The organism is Bacillus sp. SIMBA_005 (assembly GCF_046535585.1).
Taxonomy (GTDB): domain Bacteria; phylum Bacillota; class Bacilli; order Bacillales; family Bacillaceae; genus Bacillus; species Bacillus pumilus.
Window position 1 is genome coordinate 246,758 of record NZ_JAWRWI010000004.1, and the last position, 26,813, is coordinate 273,570.

General features: G+C 40.2%; 26 protein-coding genes and 1 pseudogene. 4 read left to right on the top strand and 23 right to left on the bottom strand.

All coding sequences use genetic code 11. The features are described 5' to 3' along the window. Nucleotides 1-65: 65 nt before the first annotated feature. Nucleotides 66-794 (top strand): RNA polymerase sporulation sigma factor SigK, encoded by a 729-nt coding sequence (sigK, locus tag SB660_RS08560; protein ID WP_082627020.1) that lies wholly within the window; start codon nt 66-68, stop codon nt 792-794. A gap of 128 nt (nt 795-922) precedes the next feature. On the opposite strand, the gene SB660_RS08565 is transcribed toward sigK, so the two are convergent. The 4 genes and pseudogenes from SB660_RS08565 to SB660_RS08580 all read right to left on the bottom strand — a co-directional run bounded on the left by SB660_RS08565 (nt 923) and on the right by SB660_RS08580 (nt 2,823). Then, nucleotides 923-1,444 (bottom strand): Imm6 family immunity protein, encoded by a 522-nt coding sequence (locus tag SB660_RS08565; RefSeq protein ID WP_180310488.1) that lies wholly within the window; start codon nt 1,442-1,444, stop codon nt 923-925. Between the two features lie 366 nt (nt 1,445-1,810). Continuing rightward, nucleotides 1,811-1,939 carry a hypothetical protein gene (locus SB660_RS08570; RefSeq protein ID WP_410582127.1) on the bottom strand — a complete coding sequence of 43 codons (129 nt, stop codon included), beginning with the start codon at nt 1,937-1,939 and terminating at the stop codon, nt 1,811-1,813. Between the two features lie 9 nt (nt 1,940-1,948). Then, a pseudogene (locus tag SB660_RS08575) lies at nt 1,949-2,365 on the bottom strand (hypothetical protein). A gap of 32 nt (nt 2,366-2,397) precedes the next feature. Beyond that, complete coding sequence (locus tag SB660_RS08580; RefSeq protein ID WP_410582129.1) at nt 2,398-2,823, bottom strand: NUDIX hydrolase; 426 nt, start codon at nt 2,821-2,823, stop codon at nt 2,398-2,400. Between the two features lie 151 nt (nt 2,824-2,974). On the opposite strand from SB660_RS08580, the gene SB660_RS08585 reads away from it, so the two are divergent. Continuing rightward, complete coding sequence (locus SB660_RS08585) at nt 2,975-3,106, top strand: hypothetical protein (RefSeq protein ID WP_003217310.1); 132 nt, start codon at nt 2,975-2,977, stop codon at nt 3,104-3,106. 47 nt (nt 3,107-3,153) lie between these two features. Here SB660_RS08585 and SB660_RS08590 read toward each other — a convergent pair whose 3' ends face one another. The 5 genes from SB660_RS08590 to SB660_RS08610 form a co-directional block, all read right to left on the bottom strand. Beyond that, entirely contained in the window at nt 3,154-3,345 is a 192-nt protein-coding gene (locus tag SB660_RS08590) for a hypothetical protein (RefSeq protein WP_003217441.1), read from the bottom strand. Nucleotides 3,346-3,429: 84 nt separating this feature from the next. Beyond that, the gene (locus SB660_RS08595) at nt 3,430-4,842 is read right to left on the bottom strand and encodes a polysaccharide deacetylase family protein (protein WP_410582132.1); all 1,413 of its coding nucleotides are present in this window, start codon (nt 4,840-4,842) and stop codon (nt 3,430-3,432) included. A 159-nt stretch (nt 4,843-5,001) separates the two neighbouring features. Beyond that, complete coding sequence (locus tag SB660_RS08600; RefSeq protein ID WP_061408671.1) at nt 5,002-5,556, bottom strand: hypothetical protein; 555 nt, start codon at nt 5,554-5,556, stop codon at nt 5,002-5,004. Between the two features lie 16 nt (nt 5,557-5,572). Next, a complete protein-coding gene (locus SB660_RS08605; RefSeq protein ID WP_235567045.1) occupies nt 5,573-6,142 on the bottom strand; it encodes a GNAT family N-acetyltransferase in 570 nt (189 codons plus the stop codon). Nucleotides 6,143-6,193: 51 nt separating this feature from the next. Beyond that, nucleotides 6,194-6,487 (bottom strand): CotD family spore coat protein, encoded by a 294-nt coding sequence (locus tag SB660_RS08610; RefSeq protein ID WP_044139542.1) that lies wholly within the window; start codon nt 6,485-6,487, stop codon nt 6,194-6,196. A gap of 221 nt (nt 6,488-6,708) precedes the next feature. On the opposite strand from SB660_RS08610, the gene SB660_RS08615 reads away from it, so the two are divergent. Then, nucleotides 6,709-6,921, top strand: a complete 213-nt coding sequence (locus tag SB660_RS08615; protein WP_044139544.1) for a hypothetical protein — start codon at nt 6,709-6,711, stop codon at nt 6,919-6,921. A 35-nt stretch (nt 6,922-6,956) separates the two neighbouring features. Here SB660_RS08615 and SB660_RS08620 read toward each other — a convergent pair whose 3' ends face one another. The 4 genes from SB660_RS08620 to SB660_RS08635 all read right to left on the bottom strand — a co-directional run bounded on the left by SB660_RS08620 (nt 6,957) and on the right by SB660_RS08635 (nt 12,141). Continuing rightward, entirely contained in the window at nt 6,957-8,297 is a 1,341-nt protein-coding gene (locus SB660_RS08620; RefSeq protein ID WP_061408677.1) for a sugar porter family MFS transporter, read from the bottom strand. 81 nt (nt 8,298-8,378) lie between these two features. Next, complete coding sequence (gene araA / locus SB660_RS08625; RefSeq protein WP_058014615.1) at nt 8,379-9,800, bottom strand: L-arabinose isomerase; 1,422 nt, start codon at nt 9,798-9,800, stop codon at nt 8,379-8,381. Between the two features lie 17 nt (nt 9,801-9,817). Then, nucleotides 9,818-10,522, bottom strand: coding sequence for an L-ribulose-5-phosphate 4-epimerase (locus SB660_RS08630; RefSeq protein ID WP_410582136.1), 705 nt, complete (start codon nt 10,520-10,522; stop codon nt 9,818-9,820). Next, nucleotides 10,516-12,141, bottom strand: a complete 1,626-nt coding sequence (locus tag SB660_RS08635) for a xylulokinase (protein ID WP_410582138.1) — start codon at nt 12,139-12,141, stop codon at nt 10,516-10,518. Before SB660_RS08635 ends, SB660_RS08630 begins: the two co-directional genes overlap by 7 nt. 273 nt (nt 12,142-12,414) lie before the next feature. On the opposite strand from SB660_RS08635, the gene SB660_RS08640 reads away from it, so the two are divergent. Continuing rightward, nucleotides 12,415-13,515, top strand: coding sequence for a GntR family transcriptional regulator (locus SB660_RS08640; RefSeq protein ID WP_180310480.1), 1,101 nt, complete (start codon nt 12,415-12,417; stop codon nt 13,513-13,515). A 33-nt stretch (nt 13,516-13,548) separates the two neighbouring features. Here SB660_RS08640 and SB660_RS08645 read toward each other — a convergent pair whose 3' ends face one another. The 10 genes from SB660_RS08645 to blaBPU form a co-directional block, all read right to left on the bottom strand. Next, a complete protein-coding gene (locus SB660_RS08645) occupies nt 13,549-14,274 on the bottom strand; it encodes a DsbA family oxidoreductase (RefSeq protein ID WP_180310479.1) in 726 nt (241 codons plus the stop codon). 140 nt (nt 14,275-14,414) lie between these two features. Continuing rightward, on the bottom strand, nt 14,415-14,972 hold the full coding sequence (hxlB, locus tag SB660_RS08650; RefSeq protein ID WP_268466161.1) for a 6-phospho-3-hexuloisomerase: 558 nt from the start codon (nt 14,970-14,972) through the stop codon (nt 14,415-14,417). After that, nucleotides 14,969-15,601 carry a 3-hexulose-6-phosphate synthase gene (gene hxlA / locus SB660_RS08655; RefSeq protein ID WP_003216301.1) on the bottom strand — a complete coding sequence of 211 codons (633 nt, stop codon included), beginning with the start codon at nt 15,599-15,601 and terminating at the stop codon, nt 14,969-14,971. The genes hxlB and hxlA overlap by 4 nt, the downstream gene beginning before the upstream one ends. Nucleotides 15,602-15,939: 338 nt before the next feature. Continuing rightward, nucleotides 15,940-16,296, bottom strand: a complete 357-nt coding sequence (gene hxlR, locus SB660_RS08660; RefSeq protein WP_029708013.1) for a transcriptional activator HxlR — start codon at nt 16,294-16,296, stop codon at nt 15,940-15,942. A gap of 76 nt (nt 16,297-16,372) precedes the next feature. Continuing rightward, a complete protein-coding gene (locus SB660_RS08665) occupies nt 16,373-17,242 on the bottom strand; it encodes an alpha/beta hydrolase (protein WP_410582142.1) in 870 nt (289 codons plus the stop codon). A 79-nt stretch (nt 17,243-17,321) separates the two neighbouring features. Beyond that, a complete protein-coding gene (locus SB660_RS08670; RefSeq protein WP_410582144.1) occupies nt 17,322-17,525 on the bottom strand; it encodes a hypothetical protein in 204 nt (67 codons plus the stop codon). Nucleotides 17,526-17,542: 17 nt separating this feature from the next. Next, on the bottom strand, nt 17,543-17,890 hold the full coding sequence (locus SB660_RS08675) for a YxiJ family protein (protein ID WP_410582146.1): 348 nt from the start codon (nt 17,888-17,890) through the stop codon (nt 17,543-17,545). Between the two features lie 175 nt (nt 17,891-18,065). Beyond that, entirely contained in the window at nt 18,066-18,719 is a 654-nt protein-coding gene (locus SB660_RS08680) for a hypothetical protein (RefSeq protein WP_410582148.1), read from the bottom strand. A gap of 29 nt (nt 18,720-18,748) precedes the next feature. Next, nucleotides 18,749-25,771: a DNRLRE domain-containing protein gene (locus SB660_RS08685; protein WP_410582149.1), complete on the bottom strand. Its 7,023-nt coding sequence runs from the start codon at nt 25,769-25,771 to the stop codon at nt 18,749-18,751. 168 nt (nt 25,772-25,939) lie between these two features. Then, nucleotides 25,940-26,749: a BPU family class D beta-lactamase gene (gene blaBPU / locus SB660_RS08690; protein WP_410582268.1), complete on the bottom strand. Its 810-nt coding sequence runs from the start codon at nt 26,747-26,749 to the stop codon at nt 25,940-25,942. Between the last annotated feature and the right edge of the window lie 64 nt (nt 26,750-26,813).

Below are 26,813 nucleotides of genomic sequence, written 5' to 3' on the forward strand. Positions count from 1 at the left end.
AGACAATCCCCCCTTCACATACATTTGAGGATATAGGCAGTGGCCTAAACATGGTGGAGGTGAAAATCGTGGCAGGAGTATTTACAGCGATGGGATTGATGGTCAAAGAATTGGTGTTCTTAGTGTCCTATGTCAAAAACAATGCCTTTCCACAGCCCCTTTCGGGAGAAGATGAAAAAAAATACTTAGCCCTTATGGCAGAGGGCGATGAACACGCGAGAAATATGCTGATTGAACATAACCTTCGGCTCGTCGCCCATATTGTCAAGAAATTTGAAAATACCGGGGAAGACGCAGAAGACCTCATCTCCATCGGGACGATCGGACTCATTAAAGCCATCGAAAGCTATTCCTCTGGAAAAGGAACAAAGCTGGCAACGTATGCCGCGCGGTGTATTGAAAATGAAATCCTGATGCATTTACGCGCGCTCAAAAAGACAAAAAAGGATGTCTCCTTGCATGACCCCATTGGTCAGGATAAAGAAGGCAATGAAATTTCTTTAATTGATGTCTTAAAATCCGAAAATGAAGATGTGATTGATACGATTCAGCTCAACATGGAGCTTGAAAAAGTAAAAGAGTATATCGACATTCTCGACGGCCGGGAAAAAGAAGTGATCGTCGGCCGGTTCGGCCTTGATTTAAAGAAAGAAAAAACACAGCGGGAAATAGCCAAGGAGCTCGGAATATCACGGAGCTATGTGTCCCGGATTGAGAAGCGAGCGCTGATGAAGATGTTTCATGAGTTTTACCGGGCGGAGAAGGAGAAACGGAAGCGGGAGAAGGGGAAGTGAAAATAAATTGCTTCCATCTACTAATAAAAAACAGACCTTGTTGGGTCTGTTTTTATTTTCAGCACTAAGCTACTGTCTCTCTGCATTTCCTTTCAAATAGATGCTCTGTATTCATAACGTCCATAAATCTAATTTAAAAAGATTGCGATATCCTTTTTATTAATGAAAAATAAATGGTTATTATCATGATCTTTTTTAGGATAATGGTCAATTAAATATTGTCTCAAGGTATTTAATTCATCTATTTCAATCATTTTTGACTCAATTGCATTTTCCCACATTACAATTAATGTTTCATCGTCTATTACTTCTAGCACTTGAGGAACAAATTTTTTATTCTCTCTTCTATACGCTTGATACGCTGTGTAAGAAACTGCATCTAATACTGAATACCAGCCATATTGTTTTTGTTCATCTTTTTCTTTATTTGCGAACTCGGCTACATCCATATAATCTTCACTATCTATGTAGTTACATAAATCATCTGCACTTAACTGTTTGCCAGAAAGCCATTTCCAGCAATCATCTAAAGCTTTTTGTCCTATGTGGTAACCATCATCTTCTTTACCTATGAATGTATACATTTTTTCGGCTATCGCTAAGCCTAGTGCAACTTTAGCTTCTTCACTAAGGTCATTTATAAAATCCATTCTATAGCCTCTTTTCTATTTTTTTATTTTAACTACATTTTCTGTAACACCATTTTTAACATCAAAAGATAAAGTATCTCTTGGATGTGGGACACTTGGATCTCGTTCTGTTGTTACTTTTATTTTCAATTCAGGATAGTGATCTGTCAGTTGCTTGAATATTCCTCTTTCCTCACTTGGAACTCAATCAAACAAACCTTTTGTACATTTATTACAAACTCCATTTGGATTAGATTGATGGATATTTAGTATACCTTTTATCTCTTCTGGTTTAAAAACAGCACTTAGATGATTCAGAGTTCTCGAAAATTTAAACTAGTAATATTCTTTTAAGATGTTAATGCGCAACTATTTTAATCAAAGAAATTACCATCTTCCTGTCTCTAAACTCTTAAAAAACACGCCTTCATAATCAAAATCATGTTCATAATACCCTACATGTAAAAGCATAGTATCGTCTAAACTAGGTAATTTTTCTTCTGTACTCACTTTCATCTTACGCCCCTAACTTTTCATATCCTTCTGAAAATCAATATCCCTCAACTCAACCCATTCAACAAAGTCAGGAACTGTTTTTGTCGTCAAAAAATGATGAACGATTTGATACGCTTAATTACGATCGACATAGCTGCACGACGGCACATACAATGAGGTTCCTGCGACCAAATGCTCGATCGTTTCAATTTTTTCTCCCTTTTTAAAAGGAACCAAAAAATTTGGATACCTCATGATCAAGAAACCATACGGTTCCGTATAAAAGAAAACTAGACTTTCACTTTCCCAATCTTCTTCTATCTCAATGGAAGATTCTCCGTTACCTTGTTCCCAATATTCTTCACCCTCCTGAAAGAAAATCCTTTTCATGAATTCTTCTCCTGGATTTGCTACTGAAGCTCCTGTGGGGCCGTAGTATAAAAACATCTATATCTCTCCTTCATACCTATATCAACTTGTTAACCAACTGTTCTATTTCCTTCAAATTGATAAAAAGCTTGTGGTTCTTCGTTTAATTTCAGCAAGTGATATAGCTTTGGGTTTAGCTTTTGAAAAGTTTGCTTGCTGACCCATTTTACTTCTTCAATATCATGATCCGAATCGAGAATACTCATTTGTCCTCCGGTGATTTCAGCAAAGAAGGTGATCATCAGTGCATGATGCTTTTTGTCTTGAAAGAATGCTTCTCGAACCGAATGAAGTTCATTCACTTTGCAAATATACCCTGTCTCTTCTTTCACCTCACGGATCACGGCTTGATGCAGGTGTTCGCCTTTTTCTACAGCACCACCAGGAAGTCCCCAATATCCCTTTACGTTTTTGACCATTAAAATATTTTCTGCCTCATCATTCATAATAGCTGATACTACGTCTACTCTTTTCAAATGAATCCCCCTCAATCATTCTCTTTTCTCATCAATTATCCAATAAATAGCACGAACTGTTCATTTCAATACATTCATTATACGGTATCCTTGATACAAGAGAATGGATAAGAAAGCAAACAGCTTTCGTGAACAGATTGGAGGCCACAGCATGTGGATCATCATCATTTTACTTATTGTCCTCATTGGGTTTACAGGGAATATCGTTTCTTTATTAAGACAAATGAAAGAATCAAACGAGAAAATTATACAACTGTTAGAACATCAAAAACCGAAAAAATAAAAACCTCACTCTTTTAGAGAGAGGTTTTTTAGAGTAAGCCATTATTCTTACCGTTTCTCGTGAAGCAACATATATCTGATTCGACGAATATAATGCAGCGCAATATGAACGAGACATAAAATGAGCCCGATCATCGCAAGAATATAAATGGGCAGCATCAAACCAGGTACATAGTTGACGATAAAACCCAAACAAAACGCTGTCAGCATATATAGGCTGATCAACCTCATCAATACCATTCGAAGCCCTCCCTTTCTACAACTTTAACATCATTTCCTTTATTTTCATAAAAAAATGCGAATCCACTAAGATTCGCATGATCATTACGTATTCAATTCACCTTTCTTCGCCCGCGCTTCCTTCCACTGCTCAAGCTCTGACACTGTCAATAATTGATATCCTTGTTTGGTTAATTCCTTGATAATCGTGACAGCTGCGTTTGCCGAGGTGTCGTAGATGTCGTGCATTAAGACGGTTTCTCCGCTAGATGCATGTGTGAGAATGTAGTTGGCAACATACTCGCTGTTGCGATATTTCCAGTCTTCAGGATCTACGTCCCAAAGCGTGACTTTCATGTTGACAGCCGCGTTAATTTGCCCGTTTGTTCCTCCATATGGCGGTCTAAAGTGAGTCGGTGTGAAACCGCCCGCTTTTTCAATGATTTGCTGGGTCTCTTCCACTTGTTTGACGGCTTGTTTTAATGGAAGTCTTGTGAGTAAAGGATGGCTATAGGAATGATTTCCGATTTCATTCCCACCCTTTCTGATTTCACCTAGCATATCAGGGTAATATTGAACCCTGTTTCCTAATACAAAAAATGTCGCATGTCCTTTGTTTTCTTTTAAGGCTTTTAAAATTTTTGAGGTCGTGGATGGATTTGGTCCATCATCAAATGTCAGGGCAATGGCTTTTTGATTTGGGTTGAATGTTGCTTGTTTTGGCAGTTTGACGAGCTTTCTTTTTGAGATCGGTTCTTTTTTCTCATTTTTGTTCTTTTCTTTATGAATGTATTCGGGCTTTAACAGTCCTTTAAGCAGCGTTTTTTTAATCGCCAGCACTTGAGGTCCTTGTTCGCTTGGTGCGATTTGCCCTGCTGGAAAGTAGAATTCTATAAAACGATCTTTGATGGCAAAATACTGATAATGCTCTGCTGCAGGAGACGTTCCATGTTTGAGCAAATGCTCATTTTCAGCAAGAGAGCGATCTTTTTTTAATTCATCAAATGTCATTTGAGACAGTTTTTGCAGATCTTCTTTCTTTGATAAAAATAGATCATCTATTGATAAAAAATGCTGTTTCTTGAAATCAAAATTGAATATCTTTGATTCATGTTCGCCCTTTACTCCGCCTTTTAATTCATAAGTATTGAATTTGATCGCAGCGGTTTGCTTGGCATAATGAGTAATCTCGTAATCTATGTTTAATTCGTATCGATGATCTTCATCGACATCGTTTGCTTCACTGAATGATGTTTTGAATTTATCTAGCGCTGTTTCAGCAAATCTTTTCATCTCTTGATCTAGCTTTTCTTGATGAAAGACCGGATAGTTGACAGCATATCTCATGTATCTCCCGTCATTCACGAGGGTGACTATTTCCACTTCTTTATAGCTCGCATCTTGTTCTACTTTCTTCTTCTCCGTCCCGCTTGCCTGCTGATTATGAAAAAACGCAGCAATTCCGATGATGATTGCAAGTCCGCATAGGACGAGACTAATCTTCCATTTCATTGACACAATAATTCCCCTCTCGTGATGGCGTCATGCCTTAATGACGTGTGTTTGTAGGATAGACTTTGCGTGAACCCCATTTAGTTTTCAAAAAACAAACTCGTCACATTTTAGACACATTTTAAAAGAGGAATAGAAAAAGGGCTTGATTTCTCAGCCCTAACATTATTTTTGCATATATAGTTGAAATAATTTCGTTTCTTCATCAATCGAACTCGCTCGATCAAAAGCCGCTCTAAGCGTCTTTGTATTGTTTAATCGCTCATAAAGCATAGTCAATACAAAGATGAATGCCGCATTCCCATCAATGTAATCATCCGGCGCTACATAGGACATGGCACCAGCTTCTAAAAAGGCATCTGCTAGTTTTTTCTCACCTAGTGTGCAGCCTGTAGAAATAACGTGAACCCCTTCTAACGAAGCATATCGCTTGATTTCATCCACTCCAAAAGCAGCTCCTCTAGGCTCCCCATCTTCATATACATCTTCCCCTAATTCCGGCATGAGAAAAGCTCCTTCTTCCCCATGAAATGATAGAAGAATATAATCGATTTCTCCTCTATTTTTTCCAGATAACACATTGATCAGGTCATTTGGTCTTCCGATCCATTGCATATCGACTTTCACACCGAAGTTTTCAAGTGCTGCACGCAGCGCAAAAGATTCGAGCTCACTATTTGGTCCTGCTGCTAACATAATGCGCATCGTCTGTTGATCCACTTTTATCCCCTCCAGATTATGCTAAAAATAAAACCATTTTTTCCTCATCTGCATATGTATGATCAGGCCATTTTAGTGCTTTTTCTTCAAGTGCGTATGACTCAAATCCAATAGAGCGATACAGGCGTTTGGCTGAGTGATTGGTCGTCACGACTGATAAATACATTTGCTCAATGTCATGTCTTTCTCCGGCGAATGAAAGAACTTCTGTCATCAAGGCCTTGCCTACTCCTTTTCCGCGGGCACCCGCCGTTACATACATCGCTGCTACATTCGCTCGGTGCTTTAATTTCTGCAAATTTTCTTGGATGAGCGTGACCATGCCCACAAGCTTCCCTTGATCAAAGGCGCCAAAGGTCCACATCAATTGTACAGAAGCAAAACGAGCTGCGTATTTTTCTATTGTACCGATTTGCTCTTCTTCATAACTCATCGCAAAGCCCTCAGGATGTAATCGCAGTGCTTCTAGTCTCAATGCGGCATATTCTTCAGCATCATCTGGTGTTAACAATCGAATATTCAGAACATCGCCCCCAACAGAATGATTAATACGTCCAATTTTATCTTGAAAGGAGATTTTGATCAAAATGTTTCTCCTGAAAATAAAAAGGCATCCCCTAAAAGGATGCCCCCTCCATTACCACTTACAGCGTTTCACTGGACGGCAGCAAGGGTTTTTGATATCACTGCCGCAATCGTATTCTTTCACGATATACTCGTTATGAGTCGACTCAGTGACAGGATAGTAGTTTTCAATTCTTTTGATGTTTTTGTTGACGTTTGTGATATGCGTTGGATGAATTTTTCTGATGGTTTGTTCATTCGTTCTTGTGTTGACAATTTGACGTGTGGGGAAAACAACCGTTTCATCTCCTCCATGGTTTCCTCTGCGAGGTCCAAAGAAAAAATCATCTAATCGATTCCGGCTCATCTCAACACCCCTTCAATTTGTCTTTCACTTACACTCTATCGTATGTAAGAGACGCCATTCGTGATTAGATGCTTGTCTATTTTTTAAAAATTCCGCTATTCATCTCGTTTTCTCTCTCTTTACAAAAGGGTAATCTTAACATATTATACAAATGATATATTGTGGTAGAAGAAATGGTCCCCATAGCCTTCCCACTCATCATCAAACACGAGGTGAACGATATGATCAATACGACACAACCAATCGAACGAAACAAGCTAGACATTGCACTTGAACTGACTCAAATGCATTTGAATCGATATGAAACGAATCATCCTGATCAGCTGAGTGAGGTTTATGCGAAATACTATGCACTGCTTGAAGTGCTGGATTTATCTTCTTATGATCAATTGATTGATTTATTGCCAGATGAGCTAAAACAGACGCTTGAGTAAAAAACCCTCTATCCACATGGGATAGAGGGTTTTCTTTATACTCGTGCTGCCATATCGGTTTCGATTTGTTCTAGGCTTCTTCCTTTTGTTTCCACTAGTACAAAGCGGGTGAACAATAGTCCGATTAAGCAGATGACACCAAATGAGGAGAAAATGACCCCGAAGCTGAATTTGTCTGCCAAGATAGGGAACACGAGTCCAACGGCTAACGATCCCGTCCAGTTAAAGGCAGATGAAATACCTGCGCCGATACCTCTGACAGAAAGCGGGAAAATTTCGCCGATGATGATCCACGTGATCGGTGCCCATGAGAAGGCATAGCACAAGATAAAGCAGCAAAGTGAAATTAAGGTCACCCAGTTTAAAATCCCTTCACTAACGCCAAGCGCACCTAATGCGGCTGGTGCAAAGAAAGAAAGGGCCATGCCCGTTCCCCCTACGGTGAGAATCGTTCGGCGGTCGAACCGGTCGACAAATTGTAAAAAGATTACGGTGGTGACGACAAAAATGACACCGACAATGACGGTAAAACCTGCAGCAACCTGAGGTGCAAGCCCTACATTTCGAGCAATACTCGTTGCATAATACACAATAGAGTTCGCCCCTTGAATTTGCTGAAGGGTCGCCATCCCAACCCCGATGAAAAGAGCCATTCTAAATTTCTTTTGAAACAACTCGCGAATACCAGAGCGTTCTTCTTTTGCGACTTCTAAAATTTCCTGCATCTCTGCTTCGATTTCCTCATGAGAAGAGCGCAGTGATCCTAATACTTCCCGTGCTTTATGAGCCATTCCGTGTTTAATTAAATATCTCGGAGATTCAGGAAGCTTCAGCATACCAATATAAAGCACGATGGCAAATAAAGCGGCACTACCGAGCATCCAGCGCCAGCTGTCTGGAATAGGTTCAAACACAAATGCGACAATATAGCTCAGCAGTAGTCCACTCACGATCATGAGCTGATTGAGCCCGGACAATTTCCCGCGGATTTTAGCAGGAGCAATTTCAGACATGTATGCCGGCACCAAAGATGAGGCTGTACCAACGGCTGTTCCTAAAAAGATACGTGCAATGGTTAATGAAATCTCTTCTGGTGCGATAGCTGATCCAATCGCTCCGACAAAAAAGATAACAGATGAGACCAAAATAAGCTTTCTGCGGCCAAATTTATCCCCTAAGAGACCGCTTAAAATGGAGCCGATGATCGCCCCGCCCATTAATGAAGAAACGACAATTCCAAGCCATAATGGACTGAGCTGAAATTCTTGCTGAATATGCCCTTCTGCCCCTGCAATAATCCCAATATCATATCCGAATAAGATGCCTGCAAAGGACCCGAAAAAGAAGATAAATTTGCTTGACACTTTTTTCTCCAAGTGGATGACCCCCTCACTTAATTAACCGCTTTCATTTCATCCCGTGCTTCTACTGTAATCAGTAGAAGACCTTTCACCCTTCTATAAAACCACATATTCTGCACTCACAAGCTTTGCAAAATGAACAATTTGATCAACCGTTAAATTGAGGGATACGACTGTATGATGACCCCCGCCTTGCTTAATCCACGCTTTGACGCCATCCTGAAAATTCGGCTTGATTTTCCAGAGCACACGTGCAACCGGTAAATGAGGTGCTGCTTCCTCCGGCTCAAAGGCTTCGACTTCTTGTATGAGCCATTTGAAATGAGTCCCAAAGTCAGCAATAGAAACAACAACACCTTCCCCTGCTTTGCCATCAAACACAAGACGAGCTGGATCCTCCCTGTTTCCAATTCCAAGCGGAGATACGACAATGACAGGTTTCGTATGGGCGAGCGCCGGATCTACTTCTAACATATGAGATTGCAGCACTGCTTCCTGTCCAGAGGTCATTTCATACGTGTAGTCCTCCATAAAACCAGTGGATTGATGATGACTCATCACTTTTAATAACCGGTCCAGCGCAGCCGTTTTCCAATCGCCTTCCCCCGCAAAGCCATATCCCTTTGCCATTAGCCGCTGTACCGCAAGTCCTGGCAGCTGTTTCATTCCATGTAAATCTTCAAAGTTTGTCGTAAAGGCATTGTACCCGCCTTCATCTAAAAAGCGTTTGATAGCGATTTCATAGCGCGCTTGCACCTTCACACTTTTTTCCCATTCTTCAACTGAATACGTCCCATAATCCACATCATATTGCGATAAATACTCCGCAAATAATGCATCTACCTCTGCTTCTTCTACTGCATTCACATATTTGACGAGATCGCCTATACCAAAGTAATCAACCGTCCATCCTAACTGAATCTGGGCTTCGATTTTATCACCTTCTGTGACAGCCACGTGGCGCATGTTGTCACCAAACCTAGCCACTTTAATCTGAAAGCTTTCATGATAGGCAGCTGCCACGTCCATCCAATCAGCGATTTGCTGCTGCACATCCGGCTTAGACCAATGACCGGCAACAATTTGATTTTGTTTATTTAGACGTGCATTGATATAGCCATATTCTCTGTCTCCATGTGCCGATTGATGAAGATTCATATAGTCCATGTCGATCGTGTCCCACGGAATCTTTTCATAATACTGTGTGACAAGATGCAAAAGAGGCTTCTGCAAAAGATTGGTCCCGCGTATCCACATTTTTGCCGGTGAAAATGTATGCATCCACGTCATGACGCCGACAACCTCATCACGATAATTGACCTCTTTCATCAGCTTTGTGATTTGATCCGCGCTGACAGCTAGCTCCTGCAAGATTACTGGATAAGGAAGTAAACCGCTCTCATTTAAGGCATCCGTCATCTTTTGTGCATCTGCTTTTACTTTCTGCAGTGCTTCATCTCCGTATAAATGCTGTGATCCGACAATAAACCAGCATTCTTTATGTTGACTTGTTAACATAGATATCCCTCTTTTCTTTATCTTGAAGGTTTTTGTCCGTAATACGCATGTTCGCCGTGTTTTCTTAAGTAATGTTTATCTAAAATTCGCTGCGGAAGAGGCTCCGCGTATTCATTTAATTGCTTTGCGAACAAATTCATTTTGGCGACTTCATCTAAAATCACACTGTTTGTGACCGCACTTTTTGCATCTTTCCCCCACGTAAATGGGCCGTGGCCTTGAAGCAAAACACCCGGCACCGCCATCACATCTAGGTTTCTTTTCTCAAACGTTTCGATGATCAGCCGGCCCGTTTCTACCTCATAACCGCGATTGACTTCTTCTTCTGTCAGAAATCGAGCACACGGAACAGCGCCGTAAAATGTATCGGCATGTGTTGTGCCCATTGCCTGTAAATCGAGACCTGCCTGCGCCCAAACAGTTGCCCACATGGAATGGCTATGTGAAATACCGCCAATTTCCTCAAAGTGTTTGTAAAGGACAGCATGTGTTGCTGTATCTGATGAAGGACTGTATTTCCCTTCCACTACTTCACCGTCAAAATCGACCACAACCATGTCTTTCGCTGATAATTGGTCATACGCTATCCCGCTAGGCTTAATAACAAATAGACCGCTGTCACGATCACACGCGCTGACATTGCCCCATGTGAATTTCACAAGTCCGTATTTTGGTAAATCTAAATTGGCTTCGTATACTTCTTCTTTTAAGCGTTCTAGCATACGGTTGTCACTCCTTTCTTTGGCATCAGATGTGCTACTGCCGCCTCTTCAATCGGAAGGCCGTCTTGATAGCGCTTTAAAAATTCGCCAAAACCTTTGACATCAAGCGGATCGGGTTCTATCAGTTCTTCTGATGTATGGGCAAACACTTGATGCGTGAGAAATTCAGCCAATGTTTGCTTTTGATGATGGAGCATATAGGAAGCGAGGACAGCCATTCCAAACGCACCGCCTTCACCCGCAGTGGAAACGACTGATACAGGTGTATTAAGCGCTGCCGCCACCATTTTTTGACCAACGAGCGGTGTTTTAAATAACCCTCCATGTGCTAATAAACGATCAATCACAACATGTTCTTGTTCTTTTAAGCGATCCATCCCTATTTTCATTGCGCCAAAAGCAGAAAAAAGATGGGTACGCATGAAGTTAGCCAGATTAAAGCGGCTTTCAGCTGATCTGACAAAAAGAGGTCTTCCTTCTGGCAGTCTTGTAATATTTTCACCAGAATAATAGCCATAGCTTAAGAGTCCGCCGCCATCTGGATCTGCTTCTAACGCCTGCTGCAATAAAGCTTCGTACACCTTTTCTGATGCTACTTGCATACCCAATGCGTCAAATGCCTCTCTAAAGATATTCATCCAAGCATTTAAGTCACTTGTACAGTTGTTCGCATGAACCATTGCGACTGGCAGTCCGTCTGGCGTTGTGACCATATCCACTTCTGGATACACACCCTTTAGCTCCTGCTCTAGCACAATCATGGCAAACACAGATGTCCCAACTGAAATGTTCCCTGTCCGTTTTTCTACACTGTTTGTTGCCACCATTCCCGTTCCGGCGTCACCTTCCGGGGGGCAAAATGGAATGCCTGGCCGCAAATGTTTGCCTTGATCTAAAATGGCTGCTCCTGCTGCCGTTAACACGCCAGCCTCCTCACCTGCTAAATAAACACGCGGCAGAAGATGACGAAGCTTCCACGGATAGCCTTTTTCTGCGATCAAGTCTTCAAATTGATGGAGCATTTCTTCATTGTAATCTTTCGTATGTTCGTCAATTGGGAACATACCTGACGCATCCCCAATGCCAATGGCCTGCTTTCCTGTTAACAGCCAGTGAATGTATCCTGATAGGGTGGTCATATATTCTAAACGGGAAAGATGTTTTTCCTCTTCTAATATGGCTTGATACAAATGGGCAATGCTCCATCTTTCTGGAATATGGAATTGGAAAACATCCGTCAGTTTTTGACTCGCCTCTATGGTTGTTGCATTCCGCCATGTGCGGAACGGAACGAGGACCTCTCCTGTATGATCACATGCCACATAGCCATGCATCATCGCTGATACCCCAATTGAGCCAATGGTTTGAATGGTCACGCCATACCTTTGCTCGACTTGCTCTTTCATCTCTCGGTACGCTACTTGAAGACCTGTAATGATATCAATTAAGTTGTACGTCCAAATACCTTCCTGAAGAGAACTTTCCCATTCAAATGCACCTTGGGCAATTGGCTGAAACGCTTCATCTATTAAAATGGCTTTAATTCGTGTTGAACCAAATTCAATCCCTAAAGATGTACGTCCTTCTTTTAAGGCTTTGGTCGTCTCTTCATGATTCATTCTGCGTTCACCCCCATGATTGATAGCGGTTTCAATTTTAATTTTCTAGATTCATTGATTCTCTGTGCACATTCACAATATAATATTTGTACGTACATATGTCAATAATAAATATAGTTGTACATACACAATACGACAAAAACCTGCACTTTTCTAAAGCTGGGACGTCAGAAAGGGAAAGCGCCTGTTTTTGATTCGACAACCATGTTAAAATATGTCCATACAATTTCTTCTCAATCCGAGTAGATGATCAACTGAGAAAGAAGTGAAACGATGAAAAAGAAGTACCAGATCATTATCGATGATATAAAAAGCAAAATACTTACAGGAGATTACCGGATCGGGGAACGTATTCCAACTGAATCAAGCCTGCAGGAGACGTATCAAGTGAGCAGGCATACAGTTCGAAAGGCCATCTTAGAATTGTCGAGCGAAGGTTTTTTGCGAAGTGAGAAGGGTTCAGGCACATTTGTGACCAATCAATATCAAACAAAGCCTGCGGGACATGCGCATATGAAAACGATTGGGGTTATCACGACATACATATCCGATTACATTTTCCCTTCCATCATTCGAGGCATTGAAAGCCGATTAAACGAAGAGAACTATTCTTTGTTACTGGCGAGTACAAATAATGATGTAGAACAGGAGAAAAAAGCGCTAGAAATGATGCTGTCCTTTGGTGTGGACGGACTCATTGTCGAGCCAACGAAAAGTAATTTATATAATCCGAACATCTCGTACTACCTATCTTTTAAAGAACAGGATGTACCGCTCATTATGATTAATGCCTATTATGAGCAGTTAGAGGTTCCTTTTCTCTGCTTGGATGATGTGAAGTCCAGTTATTTAGCCACAAAAGAGCTGATTACCTCGGGGCATCAGCAAATTGGGCTCATTTCAAAAACAGATGATTTACAGGGAAAGTACCGAATGAAAGGCTATATTCAAGCGCTCGGTGAAGCGAAGCTTAATTTTCTGCCTGAGCACGTCCTCTTTTTCGATACAGAATCGAAGCAGCATTTGGGGGATGATATTAAAACTTTCTTATTAAAGCATCAGCACGAGCTGACTGCCCTTGTTTGCTATAACGATGAGGTCGGATTAGAGGTTGCCAATGTATGCAGTGACATCGGGCTGTCCATTCCAGAGGATCTCTCCATTATTGGACAGGATAATTCATATATTGCCCAGAAAAATGCCCATGTGAAGCTGACAACACTGACGCACCCTCAGGAGCAAATGGGCCGGGATGCAGCAGACTGGATGATTAAAAAAGTGCAGGGGAAGAAGAATCTCCCTCATCAAACCTTTTATGAACCTGAATTGGTTCCAGGAGAAACGATCAAACAAATGCATGCAAGAAAAAAATGAGCCCTTGCCGCAAGAGGCTCATTTTTTATATGATTAGATCTCTTCTTTAGGAGTAGGCACTGCGCATACACCATCTGCACATGCCGCTTCAAATGAATTAGAAGCCGCTTTATCAGCTTGGGCTGCTTCTTCTGTCCAAGCCGTTTCAAGTGCACGCAGGAATGTATCGGCTGGCTGTGCACCTGCCACTGAATACTTGTCATTGATCAAGAAAAACGGAACAGCATTGACACCAAGCTGTCTCGCTTCTTGTTCGTCTTTTCGGACATGATCGGCAAACTCTTCACCGCCTAAAATTTGCTGTACTTCCTGCAAATCAAGACCTGCTTTTTCTGCAATGTCTAAAAGGGTTTGACGATCACCAACATGCTTTCCATCTGTAAAGTATGCTTGAAACAGCTCAGTCATGACGAAATCACCTTTCCCCATTTGACCAGCATATTGCGCCAATCGATGGGCATCAAAGGTGTTTGTCAACACGAGTGGATCAAATTGAAAATCGATTCCTTTCTCTTTGCCGGCCTGCTTCACCTGCTCATTCATCGCCACGGCCTGGCTGCGGCTCATCCCATATTTTTTGACGAGCATATCATGGACATCATAATTGACCTCAGCAGGTGCATGTGGATCAAGCTCAAAGCTTTTAAACTCGATTTCTACCTGTTCCTTTTGAGGGAATTGTTCAAGCGCTGTTTCTAGTTGTTTTTTTCCTATATAACAAAAAGGACAGGCGATATCTGACCAGATTTGTACTTTCATGTTCATCTTCCTTTCGTGTTTACGCTTTTTCTTTGACGATGTAACAATTATAGTTACACCAAATCGGTTATGTCAAGATTCTGATCTTGATTGAAATGAAAAAGCCTCTCCTTTTAAGAAAGGAGAGGCTTTGAAAATGACTATTCTAAATTGGCATGGTGACCGTACATTGTCTGTGTGTCGAGCTTTTTCATTTCCATTAACCGCAAAATAACCGCATCGTATGTCAGAAGAAGCGACTGCTCAAATAGCGAGCCCATTGGCTGAATGGTATGATGGCTTCCTTCCTGTTGATCCTTCGGCGCACCTGACAGTAAGATGACTTCATCCGATAGATCAGCTAGAGGTGACTGAGCCGAAAGCGTAAAAGCTGCCACTTTTCCACCAATTGCTTTTGCCTTTTTTGCAAGGACAAGCAAGGTCTCTGTACGGCCAGAGCCGCTCCCGACAATCAAGAGATCTTCTTCTGTAAAGGAAGGTGTATTGGTTTCACCGATCACATACGCCTTGACGCCAATATGCGTGAGTCTCATGGCAAATGATTTTCCCATCAAACCAGACCTGCCAGCCCCTGCCACAAAGACCTTTCTTGCAGTTAAAATGCTTGAGACAAGCCGCTCTGCTTGTTCGTCTTGAATAGCGGGCGAGTGCTCAGAAAGCTCATTTAAAATGGCTTTCACATAGTCACTGGTTTTCATGATTGTGCGATCAGCTGCTTCATTTGTGCGGCCACTTCTGCTTTATTGTCCTGGCTTGCGATACCACCGCCGACAATGATTAAATCAGGATTTAATTTCACGACTTCAGGTAACGTATCAAGCTTAATTCCGCCTGCAATGGCTGTTTTCGCTTGTTTGACGACTTGTTTAATGGTCATAAGGTCAGCAAATGAGTTTTGACCAACCGCTTGCAGATCATAGCCCGTGTGCACACAAATATAATCGACTCCAAGTTCATCCAGCTCTTTTGCCCGGCCGGCGATATCTTTGATACCAATCATATCCACTAAAATCTGTTTCCCTCTTGCTTTCGCTTCTTTCACGGCTCCTTGAATGGACATATCTTCTGCCGCTGCAAGAATGGTCACGATATCTGCTCCAGCTTCAGATGCCTGCTGCACTTCATAACCGGCCGCATCCATTATTTTCAGATCGGCGAGTACACGTAAGTTTGGAAATGCCTGTTTGACTTCTTTAACGGCACGCAAGCCTTCGTTGATCACAACAGGTGTTCCAATTTCGACTACATCGATCGATCCTTCTACTTCTTTAATCAGCTCAATCGCTTCTGGTATATTCACTAAATCTAATGCTAATTGTAATTTCATGAACGTTCACTCCTATTTTTTCATCTCATCTTCAAGAGCTCCGTGGATAGGGCTTCTTGCACGATGAAATGAGTATAACAACAGGATGGAAGCAATCCAAGTACGCACTTTTTTTTTACATACTATACTTTTTCGCATATGGTTACAAAAAAGACACTGTCTTTTCGGCCAGTATGTCAGCGAGCGCACAAACCCTCGCATTCGGTGTCATGTCTGTGTTCTGATGCCGCTCCGGTACTCGGCCTCCCTAGACTGCAAAGGTTTTCAAGTCACGCTGAAAAGAAGACAAAGAGCTAAAATAAAGTGATTTTAGCTCTTTGTCTACATCGGTCATCTTTCTATTTATCATCCTTTAAAAAATTGCTGTCGAGATACTGTTTTCCCCAATCATACATCGCCTCTAAAATTGGCATTAAGCTTTCCCCTAGTTCTGTGAGAGAATACTCAACCTTTGGCGGAACGACAGGATAAACCTCCCGGTGCACAATGTGATCTTCCTCTAATTCTCTTAGCTGATTGACAAGCATTCTTTGCGTAATTCCAGGCATTAACGACTTTAACTCACCAAACCGTTTTGTCCCTTCTCTGCCAAGGTGCCATAAAATCAGCATTTTCCACTTACCGCCGATAATATTCAGCGTCAGCTCTTTTTCGCAATTGAACACTTTATTTTCCATACGTGATGACAACAACATTCACTCCTATCATTACAAACCATTTACCCTTTATCATATACTGCGGCAAAATGGATTGCCTAGCATACAGTCTTTGTTATTGATTTTGTTTTTTGACGAAAGCCATCACAGCCTTTGTCATATCTTGCGCTTCTTTTGGCGCTCTGTCAGATCCAAACCATTTATTTAAATCACTGTGGCTCAGCGAATGAACCCGAAACACAAACCGTGAGCCTTTCTCATGATTCAGTTTTTCTGCAAATCGGTACACCTCAGGATTTTCCCATCCTGTGACCAAATAAACAGGCGGTACATTCGTTTGATTCATATAAGTGACCGGTGATGCCTTTGTCCAGTTTTCCTCTTGTTTGCCAAAGACTTTTTTGTACGATGGAATGGCTTGTATAAATTGATTGATGTTTAACGGTCCATCTAAAATCACGATAGAATTGATCGTTTTTGGCGACAGCCCCACACGTTTTAAGTAAGTCGAATCTGTAGCAACCAATGCTGTCAAATGACCGCCCGCTGAGTGTCCCATGACATTGATTTTTGACGAATCGATTTGATATTCATCTGCATGATCCTTGACCCACTTAATAGCATTCGCCGTATCATCTGCCATCTGCTCGAAGTTGGCATCGGGGTGAAGCCTGTAATTCATTGAAACAAACACATACCCTTGACCCGTAAAATAATCAGCCTTTGAAGCGACTCTATTCTTATCGCCGCCTGTCCAGCCGCCGCCATGGAGATAGATCATGACTGGATGCTTCTTCTTTTTGTCTTCATCTTTTCCCTTTGGCATATACATATCCAGTGTTTGCTGTTTATTTTGTGTGTCTGCATAATGGATGTTCGTCGTCGGCTTAGGCTGGTTGAAACGGAACACAAAGAATGCGCATACCAATAATCCAGCGATGACCGCCGCAAATAAGAGCCATTTCATGATTCGATTCAATGTCATTGCACCTTTCTGTGTTGGGATGGGGAAGACTGAATGTCCAATAAAAACTAGAATCGTCTGTTAAGTACAAACCTTTGATTTAAACAGAAGGTAGATTGGTGAATTTTAGATGTATGTCGGCTTGAATCACAGATTCAAATGGGTTGTGCACGTCAATACAATAGATCAAGTCGTTATGTTCATTATACTCTTTAATGTAGTGAAATTCATTGATTTGCACTAGATGATTGATATTGAAATCAGGGATTTGTTTCTGGATTTTTCCATCTAAAAACTCTATCATAGTTGGCCTCCAAGAGGTTATTGTATCAGTGCAATGATTCGTTTTCTTGTTTCTTCATGGTATTGAACATAGGAATGCAATAAAGGATATGAATCAAAGATATGTTGACATGTTTTGATTTGGGGATATTGCTCTTCAAATGACTGACGCAGCACGTTTAACTGTTTTTTCGGTATTCGTTTATGATCGATCACAAGACTCAAGCTGCCTGCAACAAGTGAAAAAAATAAATAAAAATCATCTGAGGACATCCCAGTTTCTTCTTCAAAAGAGATGATATCATCTGGATAAGCAGAATCTAATAAGTATTGATAACGCTGCTTCAAATCATTGATTAAGCCTTTTTTATCTTGGCTGATGTTCATGGATCTTTACACCTTTCTCTCAATGCTTTTAAGATAATCAGTCTTTCAATTTTTGATTAACTAAAAATGTGCCTTATATTGAATATCATAATATAAGGCACATTTCCAATAATACTATTTGTATTTTTTCACAATAACACCCTGAATTTTCCCCTCGACTACTGCACGGTCTTCCCTATAATCGTATACTTGTATAAACTGTTTTATGTGCACGTTTGAAAAGTGCCACTTCATTATCCGTTAGCCATTTAAGCTCTCGCATATGATACGAAATTTCTTCTAAGTAGGTATCGGTTTCAGCAATTAACTTTTTATCTAAGATATTTCTTTTTTTGTCTTCAACTACCAGATAAAGAGTAAACTGCTTTAAATCTAATTCGATAAGTGGGTAAGCTTTCTTTTTTTTATCGGGACTTAGTTTTGCTTTCCCTTTAATCTCCGCTTTATATTCCTTCTCTTTCATTTTCTTAAATGTAGCTTTGACTAGCTGACTATCCCATTTTTTTAATTCACACAGATATAGCAACGCTTTTTCCAAAGTATCAGCTAAGATTTTTTTCTTATTGGTTGCATTTTCAAATTCACTGTAACGGAAGGGTACTTCCAGCTCGTACGTATTTTTTAAAAATAAGATGTCAGGTTCATCTTTTGAAGTACTAATTAATTGGTAGTCTGTGAAAGATCCACAAATCAAAACAATAGCCTCACAATCTTTCGTTTGAAATTTCTTTTCTAATTCGTATAAGAACATTTCCGTAATACAAAGGGATTGGCTAGCTAAAATTCCATGATCATCATCTGACATTAATTGTATATTTTTCAAATACACTTCTTATAAGCCTCCTAATAAGATTTTAATCACCATGGCCTTGAATGTTTACTCATTCTTTTTCCTTTACTTGCTTTCTTAACAGCTAATACTCTACCTCGTTCCCATTCAAGCGCCCTTTTTCTTCCCTTTAAATTTCGTTTTACAACATATGGTTTATACCTTTTATAACCAGCAGCTTTATTCCATCTATTCGCTTGAGAGTTCGCCCTTCTTGATGTTCCATTTTTATTTAACTTACCACTACTAATTCCTATTTTAGCTAATTTACCTGTCTTAGTATCGACTATTTTGTAACCATGGTTTATTTTCTTAGACCTTTTGCTATTTCCATTGACTTTCTTCGAAAATCTCAGAGCCTTTTTCGCACCCTTTAACTTTCCACCACCCAAAAATCCTGATGCGGCTGCAACCGCCACACCCTTCCAATCTTTTCCTGACTTATGTGCTTTGTATCCATCATATACCGCAAATCCTGCATTGACAACAAACCATACCCAATGACCATCCGGGTCCACATTCATGACTGGGTTGTTGTTTCCATAGGTATATCCGTTTTGATCTAGTGCATCTCCATCGCTTCCTGGGTCTGGATCTAGTGATAGGAATACTCCGTTTCTCGGTTCATAGTAGCGGGCGATTAGATAGTAAAGTCCTGTTTCTTCGTCGAAGCGGTAACCAGCATAGCGATATGGGTTTCCTTTTACTTCTTCATTTTCTTTTACTTTTGTTGGAACGCCCCATGTATCGTATTCGTACTCAGCAACGATTTTTCCTGCACTATTTGTGATGGCCATGACATCACCGTGTGCATTGTAGTGATAGAAATATTTGTTTCCATTTTGCGTGAATGCAAGGAGTTGTCCACTCTCACCGTATGTGTATGTTTTTGTGACTTCGTTGTCTCCATCTGTTTCGTATAAAACATTCAGACTATCACCGTCATAAAAGTAATTGGTGACTTTTCCATTCACTGTTTTTTGAATTCTATATCCACGCTCATCATATTTGTAAGTGACAAATGGCTTGTCTTCCCCTTTTTTCGTGATGGCCGTTATGTTATCTTCTGCATCCCATTTATAAAGGAATTGCCCGTCAGACGTTCGGTTGCCATTTTTGTCATAAGTTAAAGTCTCATCATTTACCTTTGTCAGTTGGTGCATGATGTTGAATGATGCATTGATTGTTTTTTTAGTGCCATTTTTTTCAGTCGTGACGGTTTTTCTGTTTCCAAACCCATCATATGTGTACCCAATGACCATGCCATCTGGATGAGTTTCTTTGATCAATTGATCTAATTTTCCATATTCATAACGAATCTTCCCGTTGCTTCCTTGATCAACCGTTATTCTGTTTCCATTTTGATCATATTCGTAAGCTTCGTTTAAGATCGTTACCCCTTGGCTTGTTCCAATGTGCAAATCATTAATTAAATTGCGCTCATCATAAGCAAAGCTAGCACCACTGCCGTTACCTGTAATAAAGGACTGAACATTTCCATTTTCATCATAATCAAACGAATACGTAGAACTCGAATCCTTCATCTGCGTCATTTGATCAAGCTTATTGTAATTGAATTGGTTCGTTCCTTTTTGATTTCCGTGTGTCCATTCAAAGAATTTCAGTTTATCTGAATTGGCTGGATACGTCCAAGTTTGGCTGCTGCCACGCTCTGTTAACTTTGTGATGCGGTTTTGTTGGTCGAACGTTCTGTTTTTGGTTGTGTTTTGTTCTTTGTTAACAACCGTTGTTTCGTTTCCGTTTTTATCATAGCTAAAGTTATATTTTTCTGTCCCATTGTATGACTTGGATTTCACTCGGTCTGTTCCATCATACGTGAGAGACACTTCATGTCCATTTGCAGAAATGGTTTTGATTAAGTTGCTATTCGCATCATATTCACTTTTCAACACATTCCCTAATGGATCAATGGTTTTTGTCAATTTGCCCATTAGGTCGTATTCGAATTGATACGTCTGATCTGACTCTGCACGAATGGTTTTCGACTGTTCATTGCCCTCTTTATCATACGTTCTCACAATGGATGTCCCGTTAGATAAAGTGATTTTCTTCAGCTGATCAGCCTGGTCATATTCGAATGTTGTTTTTTCGCCTTTCGCATCTGTTTCAGAAAGTTTTTTGCCTGTTTCATCGTAGGCAGATTGAGATGAGTAACCAAGCTCATCCTCCTCTTTAACAGCATAGTTCCCTTTTTCGTCGTAAGTGGTTTTCGTTAAAAGACTTCCTTCTACTAGACGGATATCATCAAACCAAGCCGTTCCCGTCGCACTTTTTTGGAAAACGATCTGTACATCGACTTTTTTCAATGGTTTTGTTTTTGGTATGACAACCGCTGCTCGGTTCCATTCCTGTGTACCGGTTGGGAATTTCGCATTAAACGTTCCTGTTGTGCCATCTGTATACGTAACGGACGCTTGAAGTGAGTAGTCATTTTCATTTGAGGCTTTGACATTTTCAGCCTTAGACATCCCAGTCAATGTGACATACACAGATTGATCATTCGCACTTTGTTCAATCGGTACAGATTGTTTATAGATGGCATTTGCTTGAGTTGAAGAGGTTCTTGTCATTTTTAACGAAACGTCATCGTTAAAGCCTTCTTCATTATCTAATGAACCACCTGTTCCGCTCCAGCTTGTTGTTTTATCCGTAAAGGAATTATTTTTGACTGGATTATAACTTGATGAAACTTCGCCTTTTTCTAACTGAATTTCATCGAACCAGGCTTTTCCTTTTCCAGCCTTATCTCGATGATCCACTTCCATATAGATCACAGCTTTACCTGCATGAGATGGCGTCGTAAACGTGACTTGGCGTTTTGTCCAATCGTTTTTGCCTGATAATGTGCTGTAGCTGTTGCTGATCCATTGAATTCGTTTGTTGTTTGTATCTCTTAAATCAATGTTAAAAAATGCTCTTGCTTTCGTTAGCTCTGTCTTGATTTTTCCACTCAGTGTATACGTCGTATTTGGCTCTAGCCTCACTTCTTGAGTAGCAGAAGAATAGCCAAGTTCTGTTCCTTCAGTTGTCGACTGTGAACTGACCTCTAATACTCTGCCGCCAGATAACGGACCACTTTTCCCAGCTGTTTGCGCTAATTTCCCATCATCCTTAGATGCTGTAAGCTTCCAGCCAGTTAGCGTATCTTCAAAACTGCCATTTTTCAATATACTCGCACCTGCAGCAAGTTCTTTACTCGTTTGTACCAAATTCCCGTACGAATCATAAATACTTGCTGAAGACATATTTCCACTTTGATCCGTTTCAGATACAGCATCTAATCCATCATAGGCGATATCTGTAATATCTCCTTCTGTATCTTTTACTTTAGTAAGATCATTGTTTTTGTTATACTCATAGGTTTCTGTCCCGTAAGCATCTTTCGCCTGAATGACGTTGCCATTTTTGTCATACGAATAGCTTTCTGTAGCTTTTCCTTTTTCTACATCATTGGGATCAGTTTCTTCTACAATTTGGTTGCCTTCATATTTCGTTTTAGTAGTAATTTTAAGCCCTTCCGCATCATCTACAACTTGAATCGGGTTGGCTGCTTCATTATACGTATACTGTATTTTCCGGCCGTTTGGCTGCGTCAGCATGAGTGTCTTTTTAGACATATCATATGCATACTCAAAGGTTTCTTTTTTTGCATTGATTGCCTTAACTAAACGGTGATTTTCATATTGGTATTCTGTAAAAACAGGCTGATCTTCTGTGCTGTTTTGAGAGAATTGTTTAATCAATTTGCCTTCTTTGTCGTATTCATATGAGATACTCGTTCCATCTGAATCAATGACTTTCACTAGTAAGCCTGCATCATACTCATATGAAAGCTTTTTTCCTTTTGGTCCTTGAACCGAGATGATATGACCATCTTCATCATATTCCATTGTTATTTTTCGGCCAGATGCATCTTCCATTGATGTGAGCTGATTGTTTTCGTTATATTTGTATGTCGTTGTATTTTTATGTCCATCTACAACCTTGGTGATTTTCCCACCGTTTTTACTAAAGTGCGCAAAGGTTTGATCCTTCGTTTTTAACATGTATTCATCTTTTGATTCCGTTAATTCAAGGAAAATACCTGTTGGTGGTTGATACGTACCATCTGCTTTTTTTGTAAAAACATGGGTTGTGGCATCCTCATCAAGATAGATGGCACCTTCTTTTGTTGGCGTGATACTAGTTTCTACATCTGCGTACCACCCTTGACCAAACAGATGGTCAGCTACATCTAAACTGTTGTACGTGCGACCAATTCCAAGTCCCGGTCCTCTTCCATCAATCGACATTTCTTCTTCACTGACAATCACATTACCAGTTGCACCATTCAGCTGGCCGTCTGGTATATCAATAATCGACCAGTAATCCTCTGTCCCAAGGAATTCGGCACCTTCATGGAATGTCGGGTTAAAGGCTGGTGTCGGAATGGTTTCTCCATTTGCATCGTAGGCGGAAAGGGTAAAGGAGTAGTTCTTGCGTCCTTTATAATTTCCATTCGCATTTTCATAAACTGGTGATGGGTCTAGCGCTAATTCCCCGCCTTTACCATCTGTATGAAGCACATATTTCCCACTTTTAACTTCAGTAGGAGTCGGCCAAATATTCTTATTTTGTGTTGTCCAATGATCGACATCACCAACATCAAATGATTGATATGCCTTACCATTATAGATGTTAATTTTATATCCTTTTGCATTTTTTACTTTGTCCCAATGTAAATTGATATAACCTGTTTGGCTCTCTTTCGTATTCGTATAAGCATACCCAGATAAAGCTTTCGGTCTAGATAGATCAGGTAAAGTTGGTCCAGATGGCGGTGAAGCAATAGCTTCTCCATCTTTATTGTAGGCAATCACTCTGAAGGAATAATGTTTTTGAGCCGCATCTCCTCCAGCATTTTTATAAGTCGCACCAGGATGAATTGGAAGCTCAGCCCCTTTTCCATCTTGGAGGTGCAATGCAAATTTACCTGCTTTAATCTCAGCAACTGTCGGCCATACTTTTTTCCCTTTAGTTGACCATGATGTTTGATTCCCAAGATCCAATGTCTCATAGCTTTTCCCATTAAACATTTGTATTTTATAACCGGTCGCACCGGAAACTGAAGTCCAAGAAAGATCAAAGTAACCTGTTGCGTTATTATTATTGAATCCTTTTGTACTAGGTGCTTTCGCTCTAGCCACATTCGGCACGACAGGTTTTACTTTTGCTGACATTGCGCCTTCACCTTGGTCAAAAATCGCACTTACAGCTACCCAATAATTTTTGCTTGTCGCATAATTACCACCTGAGTTTTTGTAAACCGGGGAAGGATCAACTGCTAATTCTGTCCCCCCTTTTCCATCTAAATGAAGTTTATATTTCTTAGCTGCAATCTCGCTTGCTGTCGGCCATATATTTTTTCCTTTTGTACTCCATGATGCCACATTTCCAACTGAAATGGCTTCATACTCTTTTCCGTTGTATAACCACACTTTGTAGCCTTTTGCACCAGTTACCTTTTTCCAACTTAAATTGAAGTAGCCTGTACCATTTCCATTACTAAAACCTTTTACAGTTGGTGCATTTGCCTGTGGAATGGTATACGTTACTTCAATGACTGGTTTATTGGTAGAGTTTGTTGATGAGATTATTTTTTTCCAATGGTCTTGCCCATTTCCATTTGCATGTAATTTAAAACCATAGTTAGCTGTTCCGCTATTCCAAGCTTTGATGGTTGAAGTCACATCATAGCTCGCCCATTGTCCTTTATATACATTGGCTTTGCCGATGTTTTTGGAGCTTGGTTTATTGTTCCACGTTAGTTTTGTATGATCATAGTTGGCATTCACTGTATCCAGCCAAAGACCAGTAGCCTTCGTCCCGTAATATGAATGAGCAACATACGTTTTGAGCGTCGCTTTCGTTACATTCATATGTTGAATCGGTTTGAATGAGTTAAACTTCATGAACGCATAGTTTGTACCAGTTGTTTTATCGTAATAACCTGTTTTGAGTACATAACTTTTAAGTTTAGCGTCCCATTTTTGCGTAGAGGATGAATAATTTGTTGTTGGGTACTTACTCATGATAAATGTGTCTGCTGATACAGATAAAGAAGTCGAAGGATCGATAGACACAGGATAAACTCGTTCAGGATCTTTGAGCCATTTTTCATCTGCTGTCACATGAAGTAAATAGCCATCGTCTTCTTTTTCTAATTTAAAGCTCACATCTTCTGAGCGAGCCACTTCACCTGACTTTTCATCTAAATTAGAATCAGTCATAAACGGTTTCGGGACTTGAAAAATGGTCCGTTTTTTCTGATCGTAAAATGTAATAGAACCGTCTTCCTCAATTTCCCCAGTTAGATCTGTCTTTATTTTAAATGTAAATGAATTGTAGCCATCATATTGATTGAGTACAATATCTTCCTTGATGTTTTCATTAAAGGTGAATGATCGTAAATCTATATTTGGAAATACCTCTTCATATGTAAGCTCGTTGGTGTTCTCTTTAAATTGTGCAGAGGTATCTTTGGAATTGATTTCTGATTTGTTTTTCCCTGAAGCTTTTAAAATTGAAAATTCAATTTGATGCTTCTTGTGTTCAAATGTCGCATATAGTCCTTGTTTCATTTGCTTTTGAAAAGTAGTTTCTAATTTCGCATTTTCTGTTTCTATTTCTTTTTTCGAGATCGTCTTTAATTCTGGAGAGATGTCCTCCCACTCAGCATCTGGAGCCTCTTTAATATGAATAGGATCAGGATAAACCTCTTGTGTAAATACACCCTCTCCTTCATAAAAAAGCTTGCTGTTTTCTGTTCTTTCTGAAAGAACTTCTCCGTCTTTTCCAATTTCCTCTTCGTCAATTCCTGCCATTTCTAGGACTTTTGAATTGTCGAATGTTTCTAAGCTGTTATGACTTGGTTTTGTATTTTCTACATGTTCTTCTGCAAAAATGTCAGAAGGTAACATTGATATAAGCATCACAAAGGATAGAAGAGCTGCAATATTTCTTTTCCAATTTACTTTTCTTTTTAGGTTCATATTAATCTCCTTATCATATATTTGTAATATTTGTAACATTACGCCATATATAATAATACATTTGAAATGATACTTCAATATATTTCTATAAACATATCATTCTTTCAAACTAATCCATATATCATCAACTTATCTATATACCCCCTTTTTCACACATAAAAAAGCACCCTAAACGGATGCTTCCATCAAATGATATTTTTTCAAAATGCGATAGGTGATGTCTTTTGCTTCTATGCCGGTGCCTTCGATATTTGTGGCGAAAATGTAGGTTTTATTTTCATGTTTGATAAAGCCTACGTACCAGCCGATGCCTGATCCCGAGCCTGTTTTTCCGTATAGGGTGGCGTGTTTCTCTTCTTCTTGTACCATCATTCGTTTGACTGTTCTCATGTTCTTTAAGTCAAATGGAAGAGTCTCTTCATATAGCTGTTTGAGAAAACGAACTTGTTCGATAGGAGAAATTCGCAGGGTACTGCTTAACCAAAATTGATCGATTCCGCCAGATATGTCTTTGTTCCCATAATGAATGGCCTTCACCCAATGATTCATGCGTTCTTCTCCAATGTCACGCGCCATGGCTTGATAGTACCAGACGACTGAATCTCTCATCCCAGATCCTAATGTATGATCTCTATTCCAGCTGTCAATCTCTCTTTTTACACCATCCCAATATTTGATGTCGTATTCATCTCTCACTGTGCCTGTTTGAAGTCCGATTAAGGCATTTGCTACCTTAAATGTCGATTGAGGTGCAAAGCGCTCTTTCGCTCTTTTTTTGTTATACACCCAAGGGGACTTTTCTTTTACTTCTTGAATCACAAACGTGCCTTCCCGATTTTTAAAGAATTCATCTACTGACCATGATGATGATCTTGCTTCAGTCGATGAAGGCTGGCTGATACAAAGTGCCATCAGCATGATGCCAGAAAACAGCCATTTTATATACTTTTTCTTCAAAACAATCGCTCCTTTTCTCATGATTTCCATGATTGTAGCATGCTTATGCGATGGGATATAAGGTACGCTTGTCCTCTTTTCTTTC